21 protein-coding genes are annotated in these 21,332 nt (G+C 69.9%); 6 read left to right on the top strand and 15 right to left on the bottom strand.

Going from position 1 to position 21,332, the window contains the following annotated elements; translation table 11 throughout:
• Nucleotides 1-11: 11 nt before the first annotated feature.
• The 8 genes from AB0H56_RS19065 to AB0H56_RS19030 form a co-directional block, all read right to left on the bottom strand.
• Nucleotides 12-620 (bottom strand): SGNH/GDSL hydrolase family protein, encoded by a 609-nt coding sequence (locus AB0H56_RS19065; RefSeq protein ID WP_357164685.1) that lies wholly within the window; start codon nt 618-620, stop codon nt 12-14.
• Nucleotides 617-1,867: an NAD(P)/FAD-dependent oxidoreductase gene (locus AB0H56_RS19060; protein WP_357164682.1), complete on the bottom strand. Its 1,251-nt coding sequence runs from the start codon at nt 1,865-1,867 to the stop codon at nt 617-619. Before AB0H56_RS19060 ends, AB0H56_RS19065 begins: the two co-directional genes overlap by 4 nt.
• A 141-nt stretch (nt 1,868-2,008) precedes the next feature.
• Nucleotides 2,009-3,673 (bottom strand): AMP-dependent synthetase/ligase, encoded by a 1,665-nt coding sequence (locus AB0H56_RS19055; protein WP_357164679.1) that lies wholly within the window; start codon nt 3,671-3,673, stop codon nt 2,009-2,011.
• Nucleotides 3,674-3,760: 87 nt separating this feature from the next.
• Entirely contained in the window at nt 3,761-4,684 is a 924-nt protein-coding gene (locus AB0H56_RS19050) for a LysR substrate-binding domain-containing protein (protein WP_232999450.1), read from the bottom strand.
• 206 nt (nt 4,685-4,890) lie between these two features.
• The gene (locus AB0H56_RS19045) at nt 4,891-5,562 is read right to left on the bottom strand and encodes an O-methyltransferase (RefSeq protein WP_357164675.1); all 672 of its coding nucleotides are present in this window, start codon (nt 5,560-5,562) and stop codon (nt 4,891-4,893) included.
• A gap of 27 nt (nt 5,563-5,589) precedes the next feature.
• Nucleotides 5,590-6,573, bottom strand: a complete 984-nt coding sequence (locus AB0H56_RS19040; RefSeq protein WP_357164672.1) for a hypothetical protein — start codon at nt 6,571-6,573, stop codon at nt 5,590-5,592.
• Between the two features lie 2 nt (nt 6,574-6,575).
• The gene (locus tag AB0H56_RS19035) at nt 6,576-6,905 is read right to left on the bottom strand and encodes a type VII secretion target (RefSeq protein WP_357164669.1); all 330 of its coding nucleotides are present in this window, start codon (nt 6,903-6,905) and stop codon (nt 6,576-6,578) included.
• A 111-nt stretch (nt 6,906-7,016) separates the two neighbouring features.
• Entirely contained in the window at nt 7,017-7,553 is a 537-nt protein-coding gene (locus AB0H56_RS19030) for a YbaB/EbfC family nucleoid-associated protein (RefSeq protein WP_357164666.1), read from the bottom strand.
• 265 nt (nt 7,554-7,818) lie between these two features.
• On the opposite strand from AB0H56_RS19030, the gene AB0H56_RS19025 reads away from it, so the two are divergent.
• A complete protein-coding gene (locus AB0H56_RS19025) occupies nt 7,819-9,126 on the top strand; it encodes a lipase family protein (protein ID WP_357164663.1) in 1,308 nt (435 codons plus the stop codon).
• Nucleotides 9,127-9,175: 49 nt separating this feature from the next.
• Here the strand turns inward: AB0H56_RS19025 and AB0H56_RS19020 are convergent, their stop codons facing one another.
• The 4 genes from AB0H56_RS19020 to AB0H56_RS19005 all read right to left on the bottom strand — a co-directional run bounded on the left by AB0H56_RS19020 (nt 9,176) and on the right by AB0H56_RS19005 (nt 12,083).
• Complete coding sequence (locus AB0H56_RS19020; protein WP_357164660.1) at nt 9,176-10,897, bottom strand: urease subunit alpha; 1,722 nt, start codon at nt 10,895-10,897, stop codon at nt 9,176-9,178.
• Nucleotides 10,894-11,220: an urease subunit beta gene (locus AB0H56_RS19015; protein WP_357164657.1), complete on the bottom strand. Its 327-nt coding sequence runs from the start codon at nt 11,218-11,220 to the stop codon at nt 10,894-10,896. Before AB0H56_RS19015 ends, AB0H56_RS19020 begins: the two co-directional genes overlap by 4 nt.
• A 9-nt stretch (nt 11,221-11,229) precedes the next feature.
• Nucleotides 11,230-11,532 carry an urease subunit gamma gene (locus AB0H56_RS19010; protein ID WP_110035401.1) on the bottom strand — a complete coding sequence of 101 codons (303 nt, stop codon included), beginning with the start codon at nt 11,530-11,532 and terminating at the stop codon, nt 11,230-11,232.
• 125 nt (nt 11,533-11,657) lie between these two features.
• The gene (locus AB0H56_RS19005; protein ID WP_357164653.1) at nt 11,658-12,083 is read right to left on the bottom strand and encodes a PaaI family thioesterase; all 426 of its coding nucleotides are present in this window, start codon (nt 12,081-12,083) and stop codon (nt 11,658-11,660) included.
• A gap of 318 nt (nt 12,084-12,401) precedes the next feature.
• On the opposite strand from AB0H56_RS19005, the gene AB0H56_RS19000 reads away from it, so the two are divergent.
• On the top strand, nt 12,402-12,914 hold the full coding sequence (locus AB0H56_RS19000) for a L,D-transpeptidase (protein ID WP_357164650.1): 513 nt from the start codon (nt 12,402-12,404) through the stop codon (nt 12,912-12,914).
• On the opposite strand, the gene AB0H56_RS18995 is transcribed toward AB0H56_RS19000, so the two are convergent.
• Nucleotides 12,869-13,852, bottom strand: a complete 984-nt coding sequence (locus tag AB0H56_RS18995) for a MerR family transcriptional regulator (protein WP_357164647.1) — start codon at nt 13,850-13,852, stop codon at nt 12,869-12,871. The two genes, AB0H56_RS19000 and AB0H56_RS18995, sit on opposite strands and share 46 nt — an antisense overlap.
• Nucleotides 13,853-13,920: 68 nt before the next feature.
• Here AB0H56_RS18995 and AB0H56_RS18990 point away from each other — a divergent pair, with 68 nt between their 5' ends.
• Nucleotides 13,921-14,526, top strand: a complete 606-nt coding sequence (locus tag AB0H56_RS18990; RefSeq protein ID WP_357164644.1) for a maleylpyruvate isomerase family mycothiol-dependent enzyme — start codon at nt 13,921-13,923, stop codon at nt 14,524-14,526.
• A 174-nt stretch (nt 14,527-14,700) separates the two neighbouring features.
• On the opposite strand, the gene AB0H56_RS18985 is transcribed toward AB0H56_RS18990, so the two are convergent.
• Nucleotides 14,701-15,585: an NAD(P)-binding domain-containing protein gene (locus AB0H56_RS18985; protein WP_357164641.1), complete on the bottom strand. Its 885-nt coding sequence runs from the start codon at nt 15,583-15,585 to the stop codon at nt 14,701-14,703.
• Between the two features lie 47 nt (nt 15,586-15,632).
• Here AB0H56_RS18985 and AB0H56_RS18980 point away from each other — a divergent pair, with 47 nt between their 5' ends.
• From AB0H56_RS18980 to AB0H56_RS18970, 3 genes are all read left to right on the top strand, one after another.
• Nucleotides 15,633-16,028: a MerR family transcriptional regulator gene (locus AB0H56_RS18980; protein WP_357164638.1), complete on the top strand. Its 396-nt coding sequence runs from the start codon at nt 15,633-15,635 to the stop codon at nt 16,026-16,028.
• A 1,985-nt stretch (nt 16,029-18,013) separates the two neighbouring features.
• Nucleotides 18,014-19,051, top strand: a complete 1,038-nt coding sequence (locus tag AB0H56_RS18975; RefSeq protein ID WP_357164635.1) for an alpha/beta hydrolase family protein — start codon at nt 18,014-18,016, stop codon at nt 19,049-19,051.
• The gene (locus tag AB0H56_RS18970) at nt 19,048-20,478 is read left to right on the top strand and encodes a wax ester/triacylglycerol synthase family O-acyltransferase (RefSeq protein WP_357164632.1); all 1,431 of its coding nucleotides are present in this window, start codon (nt 19,048-19,050) and stop codon (nt 20,476-20,478) included. The genes AB0H56_RS18975 and AB0H56_RS18970 overlap by 4 nt, the downstream gene beginning before the upstream one ends.
• Here the strand turns inward: AB0H56_RS18970 and AB0H56_RS18965 are convergent.
• Complete coding sequence (locus AB0H56_RS18965; RefSeq protein WP_357164629.1) at nt 20,475-21,185, bottom strand: hypothetical protein; 711 nt, start codon at nt 21,183-21,185, stop codon at nt 20,475-20,477. The two genes, AB0H56_RS18970 and AB0H56_RS18965, sit on opposite strands and share 4 nt — an antisense overlap.
• Between the last annotated feature and the right edge of the window lie 147 nt (nt 21,186-21,332).

Here is a 21,332-nt window from a genome sequence, read left to right as displayed (position 1 = left end):
GAAGGTTCCTCTCAGGCGGCGACGGTGGTGGCGGTGGCCGAGGCGATCAGTTCGGCCGCGGCGGCGGCGAACAGGCGGTGGCCCACCGGACTCGGGTGCAGACCGTCGGCGGTCCACACCTCGGGCCTGGCCCATTCGGGCCTGGCGGCGATATCGAGGAGCAGGGCGCCGGTGTCGTCGGTGACCCGGGCGAGGACGTCGTTGGCGGTGGCGAAACGCTCGCGCAGCAGGGCGCGGAAGCCGTCCGGCACCGGCAGGCGGGCGGGGATGTCGGGATAGCTCGCGGTGAACACCGTGGCTTCCCGCGCCCGCAGGGTGGCGAAGATGGTGTGCAGGTTGTCGGCGAAACGGGCCGCGTCGTACGCGCTGACCAGGTCGTTCACGCCGACAACCACGCCGTAGAGGCCGGCCCGCGCCGCCGAGGTCGCCGGTGCGAGCTGGCTCGCGACGACATCGCCGGTGGTGGCGCCGTGGGTGCCGAAGTTCCGGATCGTGGTGGGCCGCAACCCGAGCTGCCCGCCCAGGCGCGCGACCCAGCCCCGGTAGCCACCCGCCGCGGCGGGGTCGCCGCGGCCCTCCACGAAGCTGTCCCCCAGCGCCGTCAGGCCGGCCGCGATCACGCCGACACCCCGGTGTTCACCACATGGCGGTCGGCGACCGGGAAGTTCACTTCCTCGTAGAGCGCGGCGAGCTCGGCCTCACCGAAGAACTTGTCCGGCGGGTACAGCCCGGCGATCAGCCCGAAGAACTTCTTCGAGTAGTGCTCGCTGCGGCTGGCCGCGCGGAACACCGAGTCGTAGTAGGGGGTCAGCGTGAGCTCGGAGATCGACTGGGTGAGCTCGTAGGTGCTGGCGCTCTGGGCGTCGCGCTCGCGCTGGTACTCCGGCATGGTCTCCTCGAAGGGCCGTGCGCCCGAGAGGCTTTCGTGCACCAGGTCGGCCAGCAGCTGGCTGTACTTGAAGGCGTCGGTGATGCCCCAGCCGGTGAACGGGTCCTTGTGGTAGCCCGCGTCGCCGACCAGCGCCCAGCCGGGACCGAAGGACTGACGCCGGTAGTTGTCGGGGTAGAGCATCGGCCGGAACGGCTCGACCCGCTTGCCGGTCTCGCGCAGCCGCGCGCCGATCTCGGGGTCGATCTGGTCCACGATCTCCTGCACGCCCGCGTCGGGATCGGTGCGGAAGTCGCGGAACCGGTCGCGCTTGCGCATGACCGCCACCAGGGCCAGGCCGTCGTTGGTCGGCCAGGACGCGAACTGCTGCTCACCGAACCCGGTGCGGTGGTGCATGCCCCAGTCCACGCCCTCGTAGTACGAGTAGTAGATGAAGCAGGCGGCGGGCGAACCCTCGTAGGTGGCCGCACCGACCTCCTTGGCGACGATCGAGTTCGAACCATCCGCGCCCACCACCAGTTTCGCGCGGAACTCCTGCTCGGGCCCCTCGCCGACGCGGCCGCGGACACCGGCGACCCGGTCACCCTCGCGCAGCAGGCCGGTGACGGTGAAGCCCTCGATCACCTCGGCGCCGGACTCCCCCGCCGCGTCGACCAGGATCTTGTCGAGGACGGTGCGGCGCGGGCAGTACACGGCGTCGATGCCGTCGGCCGACGGATCGGCCATGCCCGGGATCTCGATGTCGGTGTAGGTGAAGTTGAGGTGCCGGATCGGCGGGCAGCCGGTGGCCACCACGGCGTCGAGCAGGCCCCAGGACTTCAGGAAGCCCAGACCGGCCTGGTGGATGTAGTGCGTAGACGGGGTGTCGCTGGGGAAACTCGCGCGATCCACGGCGAGCACGCGGTGGCCCTGACGGGCCAGCAGCATGGCCAGGGGCGAACCCGCGACCCGGGTTCCGACGACGATGACGTCATACATGATGTGATCACTTTCGGTGGTCGAATTCCGATTTCGAGTCTGTCGCCGGTGGAATACGGAAACCACTGGGGTCCACCGCAATTCATCGGCCGATCGGTCCCGGCTATCGTCGGCGGGACCGGCGCGGAATTTCGCGTCGCGTTACCCGCGCGACACGTAGAGCTGATCTATTTCGGCGGAATAGGTTTCGGCGATCGCGGCCCTGCGCAATTTCAGCGACGAGGTGAGCAGGCCGGCGTCGACGGTGAAATCGCCGTCGACGACGCGGAATGCGCGAATGGATTCCGGTCGCGACACCAGCGAATTCGCGTCGTCCACGGCGGCCTGGATCGCCTCGGCCGGATCGGCGTCGGGATGCTCGGCGCGCCACTTCGCGCACCGCTCGGCGTCGAGGGTGACCAGCGCCGTCACGAACGGGCGCCCGTCGCCGACCACCATGCAGTTGCTCACCAGCGGATGCAGCCGCACCCGGTCCTCGAGCGGGGTCGGGGCCACGTTCTTGCCGCCGGAGGTCACCAGGATCTCCTTCTTGCGCCCGGTGATCCGCAGGTGGCCGTCGTCGAGCTCGCCGATGTCGCCGGTGTGCAGCCAGCCCTCGGCGTCGACGGGCCGTTGCCCCGCGGCCGCGCCCCAGTAGCCGGGCGAGACGTGCGGGCCGCGCACGAGGACTTCGCCGTCGGCGCCGATCCCGACCTCGGTCCCCGGAATGGGACGGCCCACGGTGCCGAGGCGGTTGGTGGACGGCGCACTCACGGTGACCGCGGTGGCCGCCTCGGTGAGGCCGTAGCAGTTGAGGATCACCACCCCGAAGCCGGCGTAGAAGCCCGCGGTGGTGTCGTCGAGGGAGGCGCCGCCGGAGATCACGTAGCGCAGCCGCCCGCCGAACGCGGCCGCGACGGCGTCGTCGGTGGCGGTGGGCGCGGTACCCGCGCGCAGCAGCGCCAGGCCACGCTCGACGGCCGCGGCCTCCTGCCCCTCGGGCAGCAGCGCGCGGACGTGTTTGCGGATCTTCTCCAGCGCGTACGGGATCAGCGCGAGGAAGGTCGGGCGCAGCGTCGCCAGCGCCGGGACCAGGTCGGGCACGCCGGGCAGCAGATGGGTCCGGCTGCCGCCGTACAGGCAGGCGAACAGGATCGTCTGGCCGAACACGTGCGAGAGCGGCAGCGCCAGCACCGTGGTGCCGTCGAAGATCCCCTCGGCCTGCCGCGCGGTGTTCGCGGCCGTGACGTACATGTTGCGGTGGCTGATCATGCAGCCCTTGGCCAGGCCGGTGGTGCCGCTGGTGTAGACGATCATCGCCAGGTCGGCGGCGCCCACCGCGGCGATCCGCGCGTCGAGGCCCGCGTGCTCGCCGCCCTCGGCCCACGAGTCCAGCTCGTCGAACGACCACACGTCGCCGGAGGCGCCCGCGTCGGTCAGGCGGGCGGCGTCGGCGGCGGTCTCGGCCGCGTGGAACCGGCTCCCGCTGTCGCGCAGGATGTGCGCGATCTGCGCGGGCGAGGAGGTCGGGTACACCGGCACGATCACCGCGCCGACGGCCATGGCCGCACAGTCGAGCAGCGCCCACGCCAGGCTCGTGCGGCCGAGCACCGCCACCCGGTCGCCCGCGGCGACCCCGCGGTCGAGCAGGGCCGAGGCGAGCGCGCGGACCCGGGTGTCGAGCTCGCCGGTGGTCAGCTGGGTGCCGTCGGCGGCACACAGTGAGGGACGGGCCGGGTCACGCCGCGCCGCGTCGGAGACAATCGCGTACAGACTGGACGAATCGGCCGGAACGAATCCGTTCGCGGTGACAGACACTGTGTTCACGAATTGAATTCTTCACGGCGCCAACCATTCCCGTCGCCGCCGCGCTCCCGGTTCCTACCGTGCGAAAGTCATCGCCTATCGACGGGTTCACGCCGACAATGCGCGGACATCATCGAGTTGTGCCGATTCGACGCATTCCAGGAACAACGCGACCGCGGGATTCGGTTCGTCGGCCCGCCACACGGCGTGCAAATCCAGGGTCGGCACCGGATCGAACAATTTCACCGCCACCGAACTACTGCCCGGCACACCCATTCCCATCGAAATCGCACGCGGCAACGAGGCGAATCCGACGAGGGGACGCACCGAGACCATGTGCGCGGTGGCGCCGGGATCGTCGGCCGAATGCGTGACATTGAGCGAGATCCTGGTTTCGGCCGCCGACCGCAGGATGGTGTCGTACATCGCCGGACACTGTTCGCGGGCGAACAGCACGCAGTCCTGACTCTGTAGTTCCGCGAACGGGACACCGGGCCGGTCGGCCCACCGATGCCTGCGGCCGACCACGGCGACGAGCGGCACCCGGTGCAGCAGCCGGCGATACCGGAAATCGGCGGTACTGGGATGCCCGTACACCAGGGCCACGTCCAGGGAACCGTCGGCGAGGGCGGCCAGCTGCGGGCCGGTCCGCTTCTCCCACAGCGACACCACGATGTCGGGGTGCCGTTCGGTCATCCTGGTGAGCGCCTCCGGCAGCACATGTCTGCTGGCGGGCAGGTTGTAGCCGATGCTGAGGCTGCCCGCCCTGCCCTCGGCGGTGGCCTTGGCCGCCTGGGCGGCGCGGTCGAGCTGGGCGACGATCTGGCGGGCCTGGTTCTCGAACTCGCGCCCCGCGGGGGTCAACCGGACCTCGTGGGAGTTCCGGGCGACCAGCTGGACGCCGAGCGATTTCTCCAGCTTCTGCAGCTGGGCACTGAGACTTGGTTGGGTCAGATGGAGGCGCTGCGCTGCGCGACCGAAATGCAACTCTTCGGCGATGGTGATGAACGAAACGAGGTGTCGGAATTCCATGACGCCGGGCTCCTTCCGAGTACCACCACGCTATCGAGGCCGGATAACCGGTGATGAATGGCGATCTCCCAGCAGTTGCCGTGCGCGTTGCCGGTGGGTGAACCCGGGCGCGTCCCGACGCGGCGCGCCGGGCGGCCCGGCGAAAGACCCGGCACGGCAACGGCTTACACGTCGGCGAACGGCACAGTCTACCGGCCTGCGGCCGATCAGGCGAGCGAACCGGTGACCACGGCGTAGGCGAAGCCGTCCCAGCCCTTGGCGCCGACGGTCTGGATGACCGTCGCGTCCAGGCTCGGCTCGGCGGCCAGCAGCTCGACCAGTTCGCGGCTGGCGCGCACGCTCGGGTCGTCGGAGTGCTCGTCGGCCAGGGCGCCCCCGCGGACCACATTGTCGACGATGATCACCGAGCCGGGGTGCGTCAGCCGCAGCGCCCACTGCACGTAGTTGGCGTTGTTGACCTTGTCGGCGTCGATGAACACCAGGTCGAACGGTTCGGTGAGGTCCTCGGCGACCTGCGGCAGGGTGTCCAGCGCCGCGCCGACCCGGATGTCCACCCGCGCACCGACGCCGGCGCGGTCGAGGTTCTCCCGCGCCACCTTGGCGTGCCGCGGTTCGAACTCCAACGTGACCACGGTGCCGTCGGTACCCACCGCGCGGGCCAGCCACTCGGTGCTGTAGCCGCCGAGCGTGCCGACCTCGAGCACCCGCTTCGCTCCGGCGCCACGGGCGAGCAGGTGCAGGAACTTCCCCTGCGGCGGTGACACGTCGATCGGTGGCAGTCCCGCGTCGGCGTTGGCGGCGAGCGCGGGCGCGCCCTCGCCGCCGATCAGGGTGTCCACGACGTACCGGTCGACCTCGGCCCAGTTGTTGTCGGTCATAGGCGCCAGTGTGCCACCCCGCGTGGGCTACTTCGCGGTCTCGACCTCGGTGACACCCCGCACCACCGCCACCGCCGTGGACGCCAGGGTCTTCACCTCGACCAGCGCCTTCGCGAGCTCGATCAGCAACGTGCCCACCTTCGCCGACGCCAGCCCGATGTCGAACAGCGCGCGGGCGATCAACGCGGGCGTCGCGGTGCCGCCGGAGATCAGCAACAGCGCGGTGGCCTCGGCGAGCATCCCGGCCAGGCTGCTCAGGATCTCCACGATCACGCCGCGGACGGCTTCGACGATGCGTTTCATCCCCGTGTTGCAGTCCGACAGCACCTGCGCGATCGCCCCCTGTTCGGCGATCTTGCCCGCGAGTTCGGTGGCGTTGGCTCGGTAGGCCTCGGCCGCCGAGCCTGCCCAGGCGCCGATTCCGGAGTCCAGCGCGGTGGCCAGCTGCCCGGCCGTGGTGGTGAGGTGTTCGCCGATGGCCTTCCACGAGTCGGAGTAGGCCTGCACCATGTCGGGGTTGCCGCTGACCGAGTCCAGCGCCTTGCGCAGTGGTTCGACGTGCTCGAGCATCCAGCTCATCAGCTGGGAGCCGAGGAAGTTGAACGGATCGAACTTGCGCAGTGTGGTGGTGCCCTTGATGGCCTGGACGAACATGGTGGCGGCGTCGCCGACGTCGCGCGCGGTGGCACCCGCCTTGGAGATGGCGTCGACCTTGCCCATCACCTCGCCACCGGTCATCGCCGCGTACGCGCTCGCGCCGTTCTCGAGGACGTCACCGTGCAGCGTGCCCTTGAAGAACCCGGCGTTCGGTTCCTCCGCGCCGAGGTCCGGCGCGCCGATGTTGCTCAGCAGCGTCGCGGTCTCCTGGTAGTAGGTCTGCCGGAAGTCCACGCCGTCGCTGAGCAGGTCGTTCTCCGGCGCCTCGGCGTCGTCGAAGGTGTCGATGGTCCCCGGGACGGGCAGGGTGTGCTCGTTGAGCCAGCGGCCGACGGCGGTCTGTTCGTCGGCCATCGCTATGCCACGTCCATGATCTCGGCCGCGGTGGCGACCAGCGCGGTGGCGCTCGCGTTGTCCTGCGACTCGAAGGTGTCGGCGGCGGTGCGCAGGGTGCCCGGCACCTGTCCGCTCCGTTCGGTGAGCAGGTCGAGGAGCCGGGTGATCTCGTCGTGCAGTTCGCCGAGGGTGGTCACCGCGTACGGCTTGACGAACAGCCCGTACGCGTCGTCGGCGTGCGCCAGGTACTCGGCCGCCTCCTGCGCCTTCGCCACCCCGTTCGCGACCTCCTGCACCGCGTCGGCGTGGGCCCGGATCGCCATCGCGTCGACATTCACCGCACCAGTCATGTTCGCCTCCCTCGTCATCGCGGACCACCGCCCGCACACCCGTTCTCGAATTCTTTGGACGCGCCCGCCCCCGATTCGGTTCCCCGCCCGGCGGAACCGGCGCCGCCGCGGCTACTGGAGCCAGGACTTGCGCTGGAAGTACAGGTCGTCCTCGTCGGGCTCGTCCGGGGTGACGACCCGGTCGCGATCCGGCTTGCGCGTGGCGGGCGGGACCGGCGCGGAGTACGCCGGCGTGGGCCACGGCGGCGGGGACGTGGGCGCCGGCGTGGCGGGCGGCGGAGTGGGCGCCGGGTCGGGGAAGCGCTCCGCGTACTGGTCGACGATGGTGCCCGCGGCGGTGTCGGCACCGACGATCTCGTCGATCAGCCCGGTGACCGTCCCGCGCAGGCGCGCCTGGGCGCGGCGGGTGCAGGCCATCAACTCGGCCGCGACCGCTGCGGGGTCCATGCCACGGACGGCGGGAGCCAGGGTGATCGCGGTGGTGGCGCCGTTGACGTCGACGGTGACACCGATCCGCCCGTCGGCCGAGGTCTCGCTGACGCTGACCTCGGTCATCCTGGCGCGCAGTTCCTGGTAGCGGGTCGCTTGCCGCTCGAGCTCGCGGGCCCGCTGCGTGAGTTCGTCGGCGGCGCCGGTCAACTCGTCCATGTCGGTGGCTCTCCCCTCCTGCCGGAAACCCCGGCGGGTACGCGGCGGAGGCGGCCCGAGCGATCCGCCCCCGATCGGATCGCGCCGAGACTAGCGCCGCGCGGATCGCCGCCGTGCGACCGGGTCGGCGGACCGGGCGTGGACCCCGTTCGGTAACAGTGTTACCGTTTGCGCGCCGCCGGAATCGTGACGTGGGTCATGATCGATGTCCGCTGCGGCTCGGGACACGTCCGCGACGGCGCGGACGTGGTTGGGAAGGAATGGCATGCGGCAATCACGATCGCTGGTGCGGCGCGCGGCGCTGACCGTGGCGGCTTGTCTGGCGGCGGTGGCGGGGCCTGGCCTCGGCGCGGCACCGGTGGCAGGCGCGCCGATGAGCGCTTTCTACACCCCGCCCGCGGAGATTCCGCAGGCCCCGGGTTCGATCGTGCGGACCGCCCCGATGACGCTGCTCGCGACCCCGCCGACCGCGAAGGGCTGGCCCACGCAGGGACAGCACGTCCTCTACACCTCCACGCTGCAGGACGGCTCCCCCGTTGCCGTGTCCGGCACCTACATCGAGCCGCAGAACCCCTGGCAGGGACCCGGCGCGCGCCCGACCGTAGTGATCGGCCCCGGCACCTCCGGACAGGGCGACCGGTGCGCGATGTCGGTGGCGTTCTCGACGGGTGTCTCGGTCACCGCCGATCCGCTCGGCCTCTCGGCGAATCAGGAGCTGCCGTCTTCGGCGGTGTGGAGCGCACTGGGCGCGCGCGTGCTGATCACCGATTACATCGGTCTCGGCACGCCGGGCATCCACACCTACGCCAACCGGTTCGAGAGCGGGCACGCCATCCTCGACGGTGCCAGGGCCGCCAACGCGCTCGGCGGTGTCGGCCCCGAGACGCCCCTGATCCTGTGGGGCTATTCGCAGGGCGGCGGCGCCACCGCGGCCGCGGCCGAGATGCAGCCCGAGTACGCACCGGAGCTGAATCTGAAGGGCACCTGGGCGGGCGGTCCGGTGGCCGACCTGGCCGCGATCCTGACCAAGATCGACGGCGCGCTGATCGGCGGCGCCATCGGCTTCGCGGTCAACGGCATGCTCGCCCGCTACCCCGAACTCCACGCGGCGGTCGACCGGGTGACCAGCCCCGCGGGCCGCGAGATGCTGGCGACACTGAGCGACTCCTGCGTCGCCGACCTGATCACCCGGCACCCGTTCCTGCGGACGAATTCGCTGACGGTGGACGGGCGTTCGCTCACCGAGCACCTCGCCGAGATCCCCGAGGCCGCGCCGGTGCTCGCCGAACTGCGCATCGGCGGCGCGGCACCGGCCACCCCGGTGCTCATCACCAGCGGCCGCAACGACGACACCGTCCCGTACGGGCAGGCCAGGCGCCTGGCCGAGGACTGGTGCGGCCAGGGCGCCACGGTCACCTTCCGCACCAACGAACTGCCGCCGATCCTGCCGGGCACCACCATCCCGAACCACTTCGGCCCGGAACTGATCGATGGCTTCGGTCCCGACAACGCGGTGACCTACCTGCTCGACCGGCTTGCCGACAAGCCGGTCGGCGGCTGCTCGTTCGACTGAGCGCCGCGCGAGAGGCCCCGCCGACAACGAGGTCGGCGGGGTTTCGCCGTCAGAACAGGAAGTAGCGCTGCGCCATCGGCAGTTCGGTGGCCGGCTGTTCGGTCCACACCTCGCCGTCGACACGGACGGTGAAGGTGTCGGGGTCCACCTCGATGCGCGGCATGGCGTCGTTGTGCGGCATGTCGGCCTTGGTGATCGCGCGAACGTTCTTGACCGGCGCCAGCTTCCGGCGGATGTCGAGCCGGCCTGCCAGCCCGTCGTCGATGGCCTGCTCGGAGACGAAGTGCAGCGAGGTGGCCGCGGCGGCAGGCGCGGCGGCGCCGAACATGGGGCGCGGCAGCACCGGCTGCGGGGTGGGGATGGAGGCGTTCGCGTCCCCCATGGCGGCCCAGGCGATCATGCCGCCCTTGAGGACCGCGTGCGGGCGGACACCGAAGAACGCGGGCTCCCACAGCACCAGATCGGCGAGCTTGCCGACCTCCACCGAGCCGATCTCGTCGTCGAGCCCGTGCGAGATCGCCGGGCAGATGGTGTATTTCGCGATGTAGCGCCGCACGCGGGCGTTGTCGGCGGCGCCGTCGCCCGCCAGCGCGCCCCTGCGGCGTTTCATCACGTGCGCGGTCTGCCAGGTCCGCATCACGACCTCGCCGATGCGGCCCATCGCCTGGGAATCGGAGCCGATCATGGAGATGGCGCCCAGATCGTGCAGCAGGTCCTCGGCGGCGATGGTGGACGGGCGGATCCGCGATTCGGCGAAAGCCAGGTCCTCGGGAATCGAGGGGCTCAGGTGATGACACACCATGAGCATGTCGAGATGCTCGTCGAGGGTGTTCACGGTGTGCGGCCGGGTGGGGTTCGTCGAGCTGGGCAGCACGTTGAGATGCGAAGCCACGGTGATGATGTCGGGCGCGTGTCCCCCGCCCGCGCCCTCGGTGTGGTAGGCGTGGATGCCGCGGCCCGCGATGGCGGCGAGGGTGTCCTCGACGAAGCCCGCCTCGTTCAAGGTGTCCGAGTGCAGCGCCACCTGCACGCCCGCCGCGTCGGCGACGGTCAGGCAGGCATCGATCGCGGCGGGCGTGGAGCCCCAGTCCTCGTGCAACTTGAATCCCGAAGCGCCGCCGCGCAATTGCTCCCACATGGAGTCCTGGCTGACCGTGTTGCCCTTGCCGAGCAGCACGATGTTCATGGGCCAGTGGTCCAGGGCTTCCAGCATCCGGGCCAGATGCCAGGAGCCGGGGGTGACGGTGGTGGCCTTGGATCCCTCGGCCGGGCCGGTGCCGCCGCCGATCAAGGTGGTGATGCCACCGCCGAGGGCTTCGTCGAGCAGCTGCGGGCAGATGAAGTGCACGTGGCAGTCGATGGCGCCCGCGGTGAGGATGCGGCCGTTGCCCGCGATGATCTCCGTCGACGGGCCGACCACCAGGTCCGGGTGCACACCCGACATGGTGTCGGGGTTGCCCGCCTTGCCGATTCCGCAGATGCGGCCGTCGCGGATGCCGACGTCGGCCTTGATGATCCCCCAGTGATCGACGATGACGACGCCGGTGATGACGGTGTCCGGGGCGCCGTCGGCGCGGGTGGCCCTGGACTGGCCCATCGATTCGCGCAGCACCTTGCCACCGCCGAACACCGCTTCCTCACCGGCCAGTCCCGGTCCGCCGCTGCGGTCCTCGGTGATCTCGATGATCAGGTCGGTGTCGGCGAGGCGGATGCGGTCACCGGTGGTCGGCCCGAACAATTCGGCGTAGCGGGCGCGGCTCAGTTCGGTCATCGGTTCTCTCTCGTCTCGTCCAGGCGCCCCGGCGCGCTCGCGCTGATGCCGTACACCTCGCGGGTGCCGCCGAGCGGAACCAGCGAGACACGCTGCGGCAGACCGGGTTCGAACCGGACCGCGGTGCCCGCGGGAATGTCGAGGCGATGGCCGTGCGCGGCGGCGCGGTCGAACTCCAGCGCGGCGTTGGCCTGGGGGAAGTGCACGTGCGAACCCACCTGGACCGGCCGGTCGCCGGTGTTCACCACCTCGAGGGTGAGCCGGACCGCACCCTCGTTCAACGTGATCGTGCCTTCGGCACAGAGGTATTCACCGGGAATCATGGGCGTGACCTATCCGATCGGGTGGTGCACGGTGACGAGCTTGGTGCCGTCGGGAAAGGTCGCCTCGACCTGCACGTCGTGGATCATCTCCGGCACCCCGGCCATCACGTCGTCGCGGGTGAGCACCGACCGGCCCGAAGACATCAGCTCGGCGACGGTGCGCCCGTCCCGCGCCCCTTCGAGCACGTGGTCGGTGATCAGCGCGACCGCCTCGGGATGATTGAGCTTGAGCCCCCGCGCCTGCCTGCGGCGCGCCAGTTCGGCCGCGTAACTCAGCAGCAGCCGTTCCTGCTCGTGCGGCGACAAGCGCATCGGGTCTCTCCTCGGCGGGTCGTGATCGGGTGAGCGACATTCTGGCACGTCGTCGTGCCCCCCGCCCGCACAGTGCGCTCGAACACAGCCCACCCGTGTCGTCGTCGCACGCTCCCGAGAACGGGTCAGGTGGCGAGGTTCTGGAGGCGGACCTGGCCGCGGGCGACGGTGCGGCCGTCGGCGTCGGTGATCACGACGACCCACAGCTGCTGGCTGCGGCCGCGGTGGATGGGGGTGGCCTCGCCGGTGAGGACACCGTCGCTGACGGCGCGCAGGAAATCGGTGTTGTTGTTGACGCCGACCACGGTGCCGCGGTCACCGAACCAGACGCTGCCGCCGACACTGGCCAGCGTCTCGATGATGGTGCAGTACACGCCGCCGTTCTGGATGCCCGCGGGCTGGAACAGCTGCGGGCGCACCTTCCACTCGCCGCGCACGCGGTCGGCGGTGACCTCGGTGTAGCGCAGCCCGATGAGGTCGGTGAAGGTGCCTTCGCTCATCTTGGTCATCTGCTCGGCCGTGACGTCACGCCACTGTGCGGATTCACTCATGCGTTCCGGTTTACACCATCGCCGACCGACCGGTACGAGACGATGCGGCGGACCCGTCCGGAGACGGGCCCGCCGCGGCAGGAATGAGGGGGTCGACCGCAGCCCTCGGGACCTCCGGCTCATCCATACGCCGCGTTGAGCATAGGTCAGGCTTACCTAAGTGGTCAAGTGCCGTGTCGCGGTGGGCTTGCTCAACAGGATCGCAATACTCCATGATCACTCGTACCTCTATGTTCCGAGGCTTGTGTCGATGTTGAAAGCTCACGATCTGGGCGCACGACGGCCAGGGGGTGGGCGCGGCGAGAGAGGCAAGATTTCGTGAGTAGTAGTCGTATCCCCCGCTGGGCCGCGCAGGCGGCGATGTGCGCGGCCGTGGCAGGCGCGGCCGTCGCGGCGCCGGTCCAGGCCGAACCGCTGTGGCCCGGCGGCCCCGATGTCCCCGGCGTCCCGGCCATCATTCCGGCGCCGCCGCCGGAGCCGGTCGTCGCGCCGTGCAGCGAGAAGGCCAGGGCCTGCCTGCAGCTGTCGACCAACAACGCCTGGCTGATGGACAACGGCAAGGTGACCTTCGGCCCGAGCCCGATGTCGCACGGCCGTCCCGGCTACGAGACCCCGCCCGGCGTCTTCAAGGTGGCGTTCAAGAAGCCGTTCCACTGGAGCACCCTGCACAACGCCCCGATGGAGTACGCCGTGTTCTTCAACGGCGACATCGCCTATCACATCGGGCCCACCGAGGAGCAGTCCCACGGCTGCATCCGGCTGACGCCCGAGGGCGCCAAGGCCCACTACGACTGGCTGGAGCCGGGCGACATCGTCGAAGTGGTTCCGTGAGTTCGCCACGGTGAGTCAGGGGAGGCCGGATCATCGGCCTCCCCTTCGCTTTTCGCCGACACGGTGAGCGCGTCGAACAACCACAGGTGCGCGGCGCCGGAGGTCACCGCGTCGCCGGCGAGGGTCGCGGTGAGCCGCCAGTAGCGACGCGCGGGCTCGACTCCCCCGGCGTCGGCCAGGAGCTGCCTGCGGAAGGACGGGGTGTCGGCGCGGTCCCGTGCCGCGGCGTGGACCTCGACGTAGCGATCGAGCGCGGGCCCCGGCGCGGGCGCGCGACCGGCGGCCACCAGCGGCGCCGCGACGAGGCACGCGTCGGCCACGTCGAGGAGCAGGCGGCGCTGGTCACGGACGCCGGGGGTGCCACGATGCCGGACGGTGCCGGACATGGCCGGGCCGAAGGCCGGATCTGCCACGGCGGCAACGAGTTCCGCATAGGCGAGCACCTGCTCGGGGTCGGCGTCGGCGGCGGGTTCCGGGACGTTCATGTCGACGAAGTCGTCGATCACCTCGGACGGCAGCGGGGCAAGCAGGCGCCGCCAGAACATCCCGAGCGCCGCGCGCGCTGCCGCCGGATCCGACACGGCGGCAAGAAGAGTCAGCTGCTCCGGAGCGCCCCGCTCGACGGCGCGCAGCAGGGAACGGCGGCGCGCCAGCGCGTCCAGCTCCAGCTCGAGGGCGGCACGCTCGGCCGCGACGACCTCCGCGACCGAGCTGGTGCCCGCCAGTACGTCACCGATGGCCGCCAAACCGATGCCCAACGACCGCAGCCGCCGCAGCAGCAGGAGCCGGTCCACCGCGGCCGGGTCGAAGATCCGATGCCCGGCCGAGGTGCGGGAGACATCGAGCAGTCCTTCGTCGCAATAGAACCGGATCGTGCGCACCGCGACGCCCGTGCGCGCGGCGAGCTCGCCGATCGTCCATCGTGTGCTGTCGGTCACAGTCGCTGGCACCTCCACCTCGGTGGAGTTCCTACGGTACCCACGACGACCACACGAAGGAGCCCACGATGACCCGACACCACGTTACCGACGACCTCGTCTGGCTGGCGGTGGCCGAGGAACGGACCACCCTCGCCGATCTGCTCGCCGATCTGCCGGAATCGGCCTGGGACACCGCCTCGCTCTGTGACGGCTGGCGGGTACGGGATGTGGTGGCGCACCTGGTGATCGCCACCAGGGTGACCCTGGGATCGCTGCTGCTCGAGCTGCTCCGCGCCAGGGGGAACACCGATCGGCTCATCCACGACACCGCGGTCCGGCTCGCGGACCGGACCCCGACCGCCGACCTGCTGGCCGATCTGCGGGCGACCGTCGATTCCCGCGTCACACCGATCGGCACCACCCCGATCGACCGGCTCATGGACCTGCTGGTGCACGGCCAGGACATCGCGGTGCCCCTCGGCCTCGACCGAGTGATGCCGATCGAGGCCGCGCAGTGGTCACTGGAACGCGTGTGGACGATGGGCGCACCGTTCCACGCCCGGCGCCGCCTCGCCGGCTACGCGCTCACCGCGACCGACACCGGCTGGACCGCGGGGTCCGGGACGCCGGTCACCGGGACTGCCGCCGACCTGCTGATGATCGTCACGGGCCGGAAGCCGGTGCGGCCCTGAGCATTCCGGCAGCCACGGAGCCGATCGCGGCCACGAAGCGTGCGCTGCCCCGCGCGGCGCCTCGCTCGTCGTCGCCGCGGCGCGCCCGACAGCCGGGACCGGTGCAGCGTCGCCGCGACAACCGAACTCCGCCGAGGCGGCCGAATCACCGGGGAGTGGCTGCCGCCCGGTGCGTCAGGCCGACCGGGACGGCCGGGCGAACTGGTCGATCAGCGCGGCGTAGCTCTCGCCCTCCTGTCCCGCCGCGACCGCGCGGTCGACCACTGCGGCGAAGAGCCTGGGGAGTTCGGCGTTCACACCGAGCCGCTCGGCCTCCTCGACGAGGTGGGACAGGCCGCCCGCATGGGTGGCCAGGGTCGCGTCGTCGGGTGGGAACTTCCCGCTGTCGACCTGCTCGGCGTAGCCGGCCAGCCACCCCGCGGTGCCCTGCGCCATGGCGGTCGCGAACGGCGTGAACGCCGACGCGTCGACACCGGCGGTGCGCAGCAGGGCGACCCCCTGCAGCCAGCCGTTCAGCACACTCCACATCATGCTCAGCCCCGCGACGTCGTAGAGGGCGGACAGCCCGTGGTCCGCCCCGAGGTACGTGGCGGTACCCAGCCCGTCGAGGACCGCGCGGTGGGCGTCGAAGGCGGCCCGCGGGCCACTCACCAGGATCACCGCTTCGGGGGTGCCGATGTCCGGGGGTACCGCCATGATCGCGCCGTCGAGATAGGCCGCCCCCGGTCGCTCGGCCCAGCGGGCGGTGTCGCGGGCTTGCGCCGAGTCGCCCGAGGTGAGGTTCACCAGGACGCGACCGTCAAGCGCGTCGGCGGCCAGCGCCTGGCGCAACGCCGCGTAGTCGGAGACGCACGCGAGCGTCACGGGACTGGCCGCGACCGCGGCGGCGGCCGAGTCGGCGAGCCGCGCGCCCCGGGACACCAGGTCCGCCGCCTTGCCGGGGGTTCGGTTCCACACGGTGACCCGGTGTCCCGCCGTCAGCAGCGCGCCGGCCAGCGCGCTGCCCATGAGACCGAGGCCGATCACCGTCACATCAGAATTCGTCGAAGAAGAAGTCATGGCAGCATCATGAACATTCACACCGGTATGAAGGTCAAGGAGAAACCGTGCACATCGGCGAGCTGAGCCGGCTGAGCGGGGTCAAGGCACACCAGCTGCGGTACTACGAAGCGCAGGGCCTGCTGGAACCGGACCGCACCACGACCGGCTACCGGGTCTACGACCGGACCGATGTCGTGAAGGTGAAGCAGATCCGGCATCTCCTCGACGCCGGACTGTCCACCGACGACATCGCCTACCTGCTCCCCTGCGCGACCGGGGAAGCCCCCGAACTCGCCGGCTGCCCCGAGTTGCTGGCGGCCATGCGAACCAGGTTGCGGCGCTTGGACGATCAGCTGGACGCACTGGCCCGGTCCCGGCAGGCACTGGCGCACTACATCGACGAGGCGGCCCGGATCGGCGGCGAGACCTACGGACCGTTCGGATACCTCCAGGGGGATTGACATTCACGACGGCGAACGTCCACGTTCGCCGTCCGACTGACGGGACTGGTCATCCGTACAGGTCACGGCGCGATCCGTTGTGACGCACACCAACACCGGCTGGTACTTCCACCGGGAAGGATGCCGGACCGAATTGCACCGATCGGGCGATTTTCCTTGCCGAGGGAAATGAGCGGGGCTACGTTACCCACATCACAACAGAGATCTGATTGTGATCACACATCGCGGCCGACGGATTTCCATTTCCGGCCGGATGTTCATCAATCATGCAAGGAGATTCACCATGGGTTCGCTGACCGAGATAATGATGGCCGCTATCGCGGGATTGGGTTCTGCGGTCGAGGGCGACGGCCTGCTGGCAGTCTTCCTCGGCTCGGTCGAGGCCTTCTTCCCGTAAATCGCGCCACCCCGACTCACACGCCCGAACTCGTTGACGAGTTCGGCACCCCTCATCCCTCAGGAGCAGGCACATGGGATCTCTCTACGAATTGATGCAGACCGGCGCGGGCAGCCTCAGCGAGGCAGTCCTGCCTTTCATCCAGGCACTGATCTCGGTCAGCGGCGGAACGCCGACGCCGGGTAAGTAAAACACGGTAGAGCAGTCGGGGGCGGGCCAGGAAGGTCCGCCCCCGACTCGTTTTCCAGGGCACACCACCGCCTGCAATGTCTCCTATTCATAGCTTGTATGCATTACTTGGAATCGTTTTCATCCTTGAATAAAGAGGATTCCCTGGCCACGTACCGACCCACGATCAGACGATTCCGGCGAACCCGGAGCGAGCCGGCAGCGAAACCCCTGCGCCCCCGACTCCCACGGCCCCACGACGCCCGGACGGCACCCGCCCTCAACGCGCCGAAGCCGCCGAGTGACCACTCAAGTACCCAGATCAGACGGCTATCACCAGATATCAAGCCCCATTGACAGACTCATCGTGAACGTCGACGTTCACCACCGGAGGGGCGATTTCCGTACCAGACAGTCGCAGTAACTACAGGTCACACGTAGTCCCGTCGCCCGCGACAGCAATGGGCGAGTAGCTTCCATCGGGAAAGAAAAAAATGAACGAATCAGTCTGAGTGAAACACCCTGTTGCCACTCCTCAGCGGCGGCGCTACGTTACCGGCATCACATCAGCTACACGATCGTGATGACTGCTTCCAGAAAAAGCGCAAGGAGATACCACATGGGCTCGTTCGATGAGCTACTACTCGGCATCCTGGGCGGAATGGCATCCGCGAACCAGGGCGACCTCTTGCTCGAGACCTTCCTGGGCTCGCTCGAATCGTTCTTCCCGTAGTTCGATCCGCCGACCACCCCCGAATTCGGCCGAAACGCCGAATCACCCGTCCCCGAAGGAGTAGAAGTGGGATCGCTCTACGAAATGTTCGCGACCGGCATGGCCAGCCTCGGCGATGGCGCCCTGCCGTTCGTCCAGGCACTGATCTCCCTCAGCGGCGGCACGCCCATCGGCGGCTGACCAGGCGGTTCACTGAGTGAAACACCCGTTTGCCACATTACGGCGAACGCGATATGTTACCGGCGTCACAGGAGCGATCGGCTTGTGACGATGCTCGACAAGCAAGGAGTTAGACCATGGGTTCGTTGACTGAGCTGATGATGGCGGCGATCGCGGGCTTGGGTTCCGCGGCCGAGGGCGACGGCCTGCTCGCCGCCTTCCTGGGTTCGGTGGAGGCCTTCTTCCCGTAGACCCGGTGCTCGACGGCACCTCGGCTCGATTCCGGGCCTGATCCACCTCACCACCATCAGGAGGAAGACATGGGTTCCCTCTACGAACTGCTGGAGACCGGCGCGGGCAGCCTCAGCGACGCGGCGCTGCCCTTCGTGCAGGCGCTGATCAGCCTCAGCGGCGGCACGCCGACTCCGGGCAAGTAATCCCAGCGCACGTAGGTCAGCGCGACCGGGGGTCGGCCGTCATCCGGCCGGCCCCCGCTCCCGCCCGAGAAGTCAGCAGGCTCGCACCACCATGAAGAACGAAATGCTCCGCGGCATCATGTCGGCCGTCTGCGTTCTGGCCGTCGCCGCGGCCCCCGTGTTCGTCGACGCCACGCAGGCAGCGGCCGCTCCCGGCGCCCGGCTGGTGAGCCAGACCCGCTCCGGCCAGGTCGTCGACATCACCGTTTACTCCCCCGCCATGGACCGCACGATCGCGCTGCGAGTCCTGCGCCCCACCGACACCGCGACCCCGGCGCCGACGCTCTACCTGCTCAACGGCGCGGGCGGCGGCGAGGATTCGGCGAACTGGCCCGGGCAGACCGACGCGGGTGGGTTCTTCGCGGACAAGCACGTCAACGTCGTCATCCCGATGGAGGGCGCGTTCAGCTACTACACCGACTGGCAGCGGCCCGACGCCGGACTCGCGAAGAACCTCGAGAACAACGGCAACAACATGTGGACGACGTTCCTCACCCGCGAACTGCCGCCGGTGATCGACGCGACCTTCGGCACCAACGGGGTGAACTCGCTGGCAGGCATCTCGATGGCGGGCACGTCGGTGCTGGATCTGGCGATCCAGGCGCCCGAGCTGTACCGCAGCGTCTCCGCCTACAGCGGCTGCGCGATGACCAGCGACCCGATCGGCCGGGCGTTCGTCTCGCTGGTCGTGCGAATGGGCGGCGGCGACGTCGAGAACATGTGGGGTCCGGCCACCGACGCCGCCTGGCGCGAGCACGACCCCTATGTGCAAGCTCATCGTTTGCCTGATATTCCGATCTATATTTCCGCGGGCACCGGATTGCCGGGGCCGCACGACACTTTGTCGAATCCGCGCGTGCACATCAACGGCAAGAATCCGAATTCGATTCTGACGAATCAAATGCTCGTCGGCGGCGGGATCGAGGCCGCGACCGCGTATTGCACGGCGAATCTGGCGCAGCGCACGCGAGAACTCGGCCGCACGAATATCACTTACAACATCCGCCCGACGGGCACCCATTCGTGGGGCTACTGGGAGGACGATCTGCACGCCTCGTGGCCGATGATGGCGACAGCGCTCGGCATATGAGTGCCGAACTCCGGGTCCGCGCCGAGCGGCTGGACCCGCGCGACGCGGTGTTCGTCTACGACGAGACCGACCGGCACCTGTCCAACGTGGTCGCGGTGTACATCGCCGACGCGTCGGGGCGGGCGCCGCTGACCCGCGACGAGGTGCTGGACTGGGCGCGCGCGAACATCGGCCACGCGGCACTGTTCCATCGGACCCTGCGGCGGGTACCGCTGGACCTGGATCTGCCGTCGTGGGTGCCCGACCCCGGACTGTCGGTGCCCGAGCACGTCGTCCTCGACCGGCCCGGCGACGGGTCGTGGGCGGCGGCGCGCGCCCGGATCGCCGAGATCACCGCGGCGCGGATGGATCTCACCCGGCCGCCGTGGGAGCTCCATCTCCTCGACGGCGTCGAGGGCGTGCCCGCCCTGCCCGGCACGGCCACGGTCATCGTGCTCAAGTTCCATCACAGTGCCGGGGACGGCGTCGCGACCCGCGCGCTCGAGCGCAAGCTGTTCGGGCCGGAGCCCGCGCCGGCGATCCGCCTCGACCCGCCGTCGTCGCTGCGCACCGCAGCACGGACGGCCGGCGCGTTCCTCGCCGCGCCCGTCCGCTTCGCCGGTGGATTGCGGCGCGCCGCGGCGGCCGGTGCGGAACTGCGGGGACTGGTCGAGGCGGGCACGATCCACGAACCGGTCGCACTACGTCCGGCGACGCGGTTCAACCGGGACGTCCACGCCGCGTTGACCTTTCACCTGCTGCCGATTCCGATGGCCGAGGTGCTGGCCGCCAAAGCCGCCGCGCCGTACCGGGTCACGATCAACGACCTGATGCTGACGACGATCGCCGGTGCGCTCGCGGCCTGGCTCGCCGAGCACGGCGAGACTCCGGACGGCTCACTGGCCGCCATGGTCCCGATGTCGATGCGCGGTGTGGCCGACTGGAATTCGGCCAATCAGCTCACCCAGATGATCGTCGACCTGCACACCGACATCGCCGACCCCGCCGAGCGGCTCGCCGCGATCCAGCGGTCGGCGGGCATGGCCAAACAGCGCACCGCGAACCCGGTGGTGCTGCGCGGTGACCGGCGAGTCGAGACCGCGCCCGCGCTGCTGCTCCGCGCGGCCGGATGGGCAAGGGCACAGCGACGTTTCGACGCCGCCGCGACGGTGCCGCTGTGCAACACCACCATCAGCAATGTGCCGCCGGTGACCGACAGCCTGGCCTTCCTCGACCGCCCGATCCGGCGCGTGGTCGGCTCGCTGCCGATCCTCGACGGCGACGGCCTGCGCCATCTGATCACCTCGCAGGGCGAGGAGATCGTGATCGCCGTGACGACCGACGCGGCGATGATGCCGGACCCGGAGCACTACGGCGACCTGCTGGTGCGGTCGTTCCGCGAACTCGCCGCGGCGCTGGGCCGGGACGTGCCCGCGCCGGCGTCCTAGCGTTGCAGGCAGCCGGTGCGCCGGACCGGGAGGCCGCGGTCGGTGAGCGCGCCGAGCAGCAGCTGGCCGCGGCGGGCACCGGCGGCGCCGTCGACGCGGGCCAGGTCGGGCACATAGGTCGCGGCGCCGATGACGGATTCGCCCACCAGCGACCAGAACCGGCGCGCGGGCAGTCCGGAGCAGCGGGTGAGCACCGACTGCAGCGGGATCAGCGCCGAGGCGCACCGCTGGGCCAGCCAGACCGCCATCGCCGCCTCGCACGGCAGCGCGACCGTGCCGGGGTCGGCGGCGTCGGGATCGCCGTCGACGACGCGAATCGTGGTGTCGGACAAGCCCGCCCAGTCGATGCCGCCGTCGTTGTCGTGATGGATCCACAGGTTGTCGCGGCCAGGATCCCAGGCCTGCGCGTCGAGCACGAACAGCGCGGTCACCCGGCCGACGACGGCGTGGATGAGCGCGGTCGCCACCACCTCGGCGGCGATGTCGTCGTTGATCATCTCCGCGGCGTGCCTGCGGTACATGAGTTCGACGCGCCCCTCGGACAGACCGTTGGGGACGTGCCACCAGCGGCGTTTGCCCTGACCTGCCATCGCCGCCACGGCGTAGACCCGCGGATGTTCGGGTTGCAGCGATTGCAACCTGGCGCACGCGCGATCGAACGCGGCGGTGGTGCGGGTCATGGCGGTGGTGGTGACGGGCTCGGGCATCGAACCTCCTCGAACGCTGGGCTCCCGTGACGATGATGTCACGAAACATAGGTTAGGCTTACCAGACTTCACAAGTCGTGTCCGGTATCGAGGCAGGAGAAGTTCGTCGCCGTGATCCACCCTGGCAGTGTCAGACGCCGTCGTCTG

Source organism: Nocardia sp. NPDC050717, assembly GCF_040654275.1.
Taxonomy (GTDB): domain Bacteria; phylum Actinomycetota; class Actinomycetes; order Mycobacteriales; family Mycobacteriaceae; genus Nocardia.
Note: the sequence above shows the minus strand (reverse complement) of the source record. Positions and strands in the feature narration are given on the sequence as shown.

Excerpts from the sequence above, each read along its gene's own strand:
- AB0H56_RS19060 (WP_357164682.1), bottom strand. The coding sequence starts at position 1,867 with ATGTATGACGTCATCGTCGTCGGAACCCGGGTCGCGGGTTCGCCCCTG.
- AB0H56_RS19050 (WP_232999450.1), bottom strand. The coding sequence starts at position 4,684 with ATGGAATTCCGACACCTCGTTTCGTTCATCACCATCGCCGAAGAGTTG.
- AB0H56_RS19045 (WP_357164675.1), bottom strand. The coding sequence starts at position 5,562 with ATGACCGACAACAACTGGGCCGAGGTCGACCGGTACGTCGTGGACACC.
- AB0H56_RS19040 (WP_357164672.1), bottom strand. The coding sequence starts at position 6,573 with ATGGCCGACGAACAGACCGCCGTCGGCCGCTGGCTCAACGAGCACACC.
- AB0H56_RS19035 (WP_357164669.1), bottom strand. The coding sequence starts at position 6,905 with ATGACTGGTGCGGTGAATGTCGACGCGATGGCGATCCGGGCCCACGCC.
- AB0H56_RS19030 (WP_357164666.1), bottom strand. The coding sequence starts at position 7,553 with ATGGACGAGTTGACCGGCGCCGCCGACGAACTCACGCAGCGGGCCCGC.
- AB0H56_RS19025 (WP_357164663.1), top strand. The coding sequence starts at position 7,819 with ATGCGGCAATCACGATCGCTGGTGCGGCGCGCGGCGCTGACCGTGGCG.
- AB0H56_RS19020 (WP_357164660.1), bottom strand. The coding sequence starts at position 10,897 with ATGACCGAACTGAGCCGCGCCCGCTACGCCGAATTGTTCGGGCCGACC.
- AB0H56_RS19015 (WP_357164657.1), bottom strand. The coding sequence starts at position 11,220 with ATGATTCCCGGTGAATACCTCTGTGCCGAAGGCACGATCACGTTGAAC.
- AB0H56_RS19010 (WP_110035401.1), bottom strand. The coding sequence starts at position 11,532 with ATGCGCTTGTCGCCGCACGAGCAGGAACGGCTGCTGCTGAGTTACGCG.
- AB0H56_RS19005 (WP_357164653.1), bottom strand. The coding sequence starts at position 12,083 with ATGAGTGAATCCGCACAGTGGCGTGACGTCACGGCCGAGCAGATGACC.
- AB0H56_RS18990 (WP_357164644.1), top strand. The coding sequence starts at position 13,921 with ATGACCCGACACCACGTTACCGACGACCTCGTCTGGCTGGCGGTGGCC.
- AB0H56_RS18985 (WP_357164641.1), bottom strand. The coding sequence starts at position 15,585 with ATGACTTCTTCTTCGACGAATTCTGATGTGACGGTGATCGGCCTCGGT.
- AB0H56_RS18975 (WP_357164635.1), top strand. The coding sequence starts at position 18,014 with ATGAAGAACGAAATGCTCCGCGGCATCATGTCGGCCGTCTGCGTTCTG.
- AB0H56_RS18970 (WP_357164632.1), top strand. The coding sequence starts at position 19,048 with ATGAGTGCCGAACTCCGGGTCCGCGCCGAGCGGCTGGACCCGCGCGAC.
- AB0H56_RS18965 (WP_357164629.1), bottom strand. The coding sequence starts at position 21,185 with ATGCCCGAGCCCGTCACCACCACCGCCATGACCCGCACCACCGCCGCG.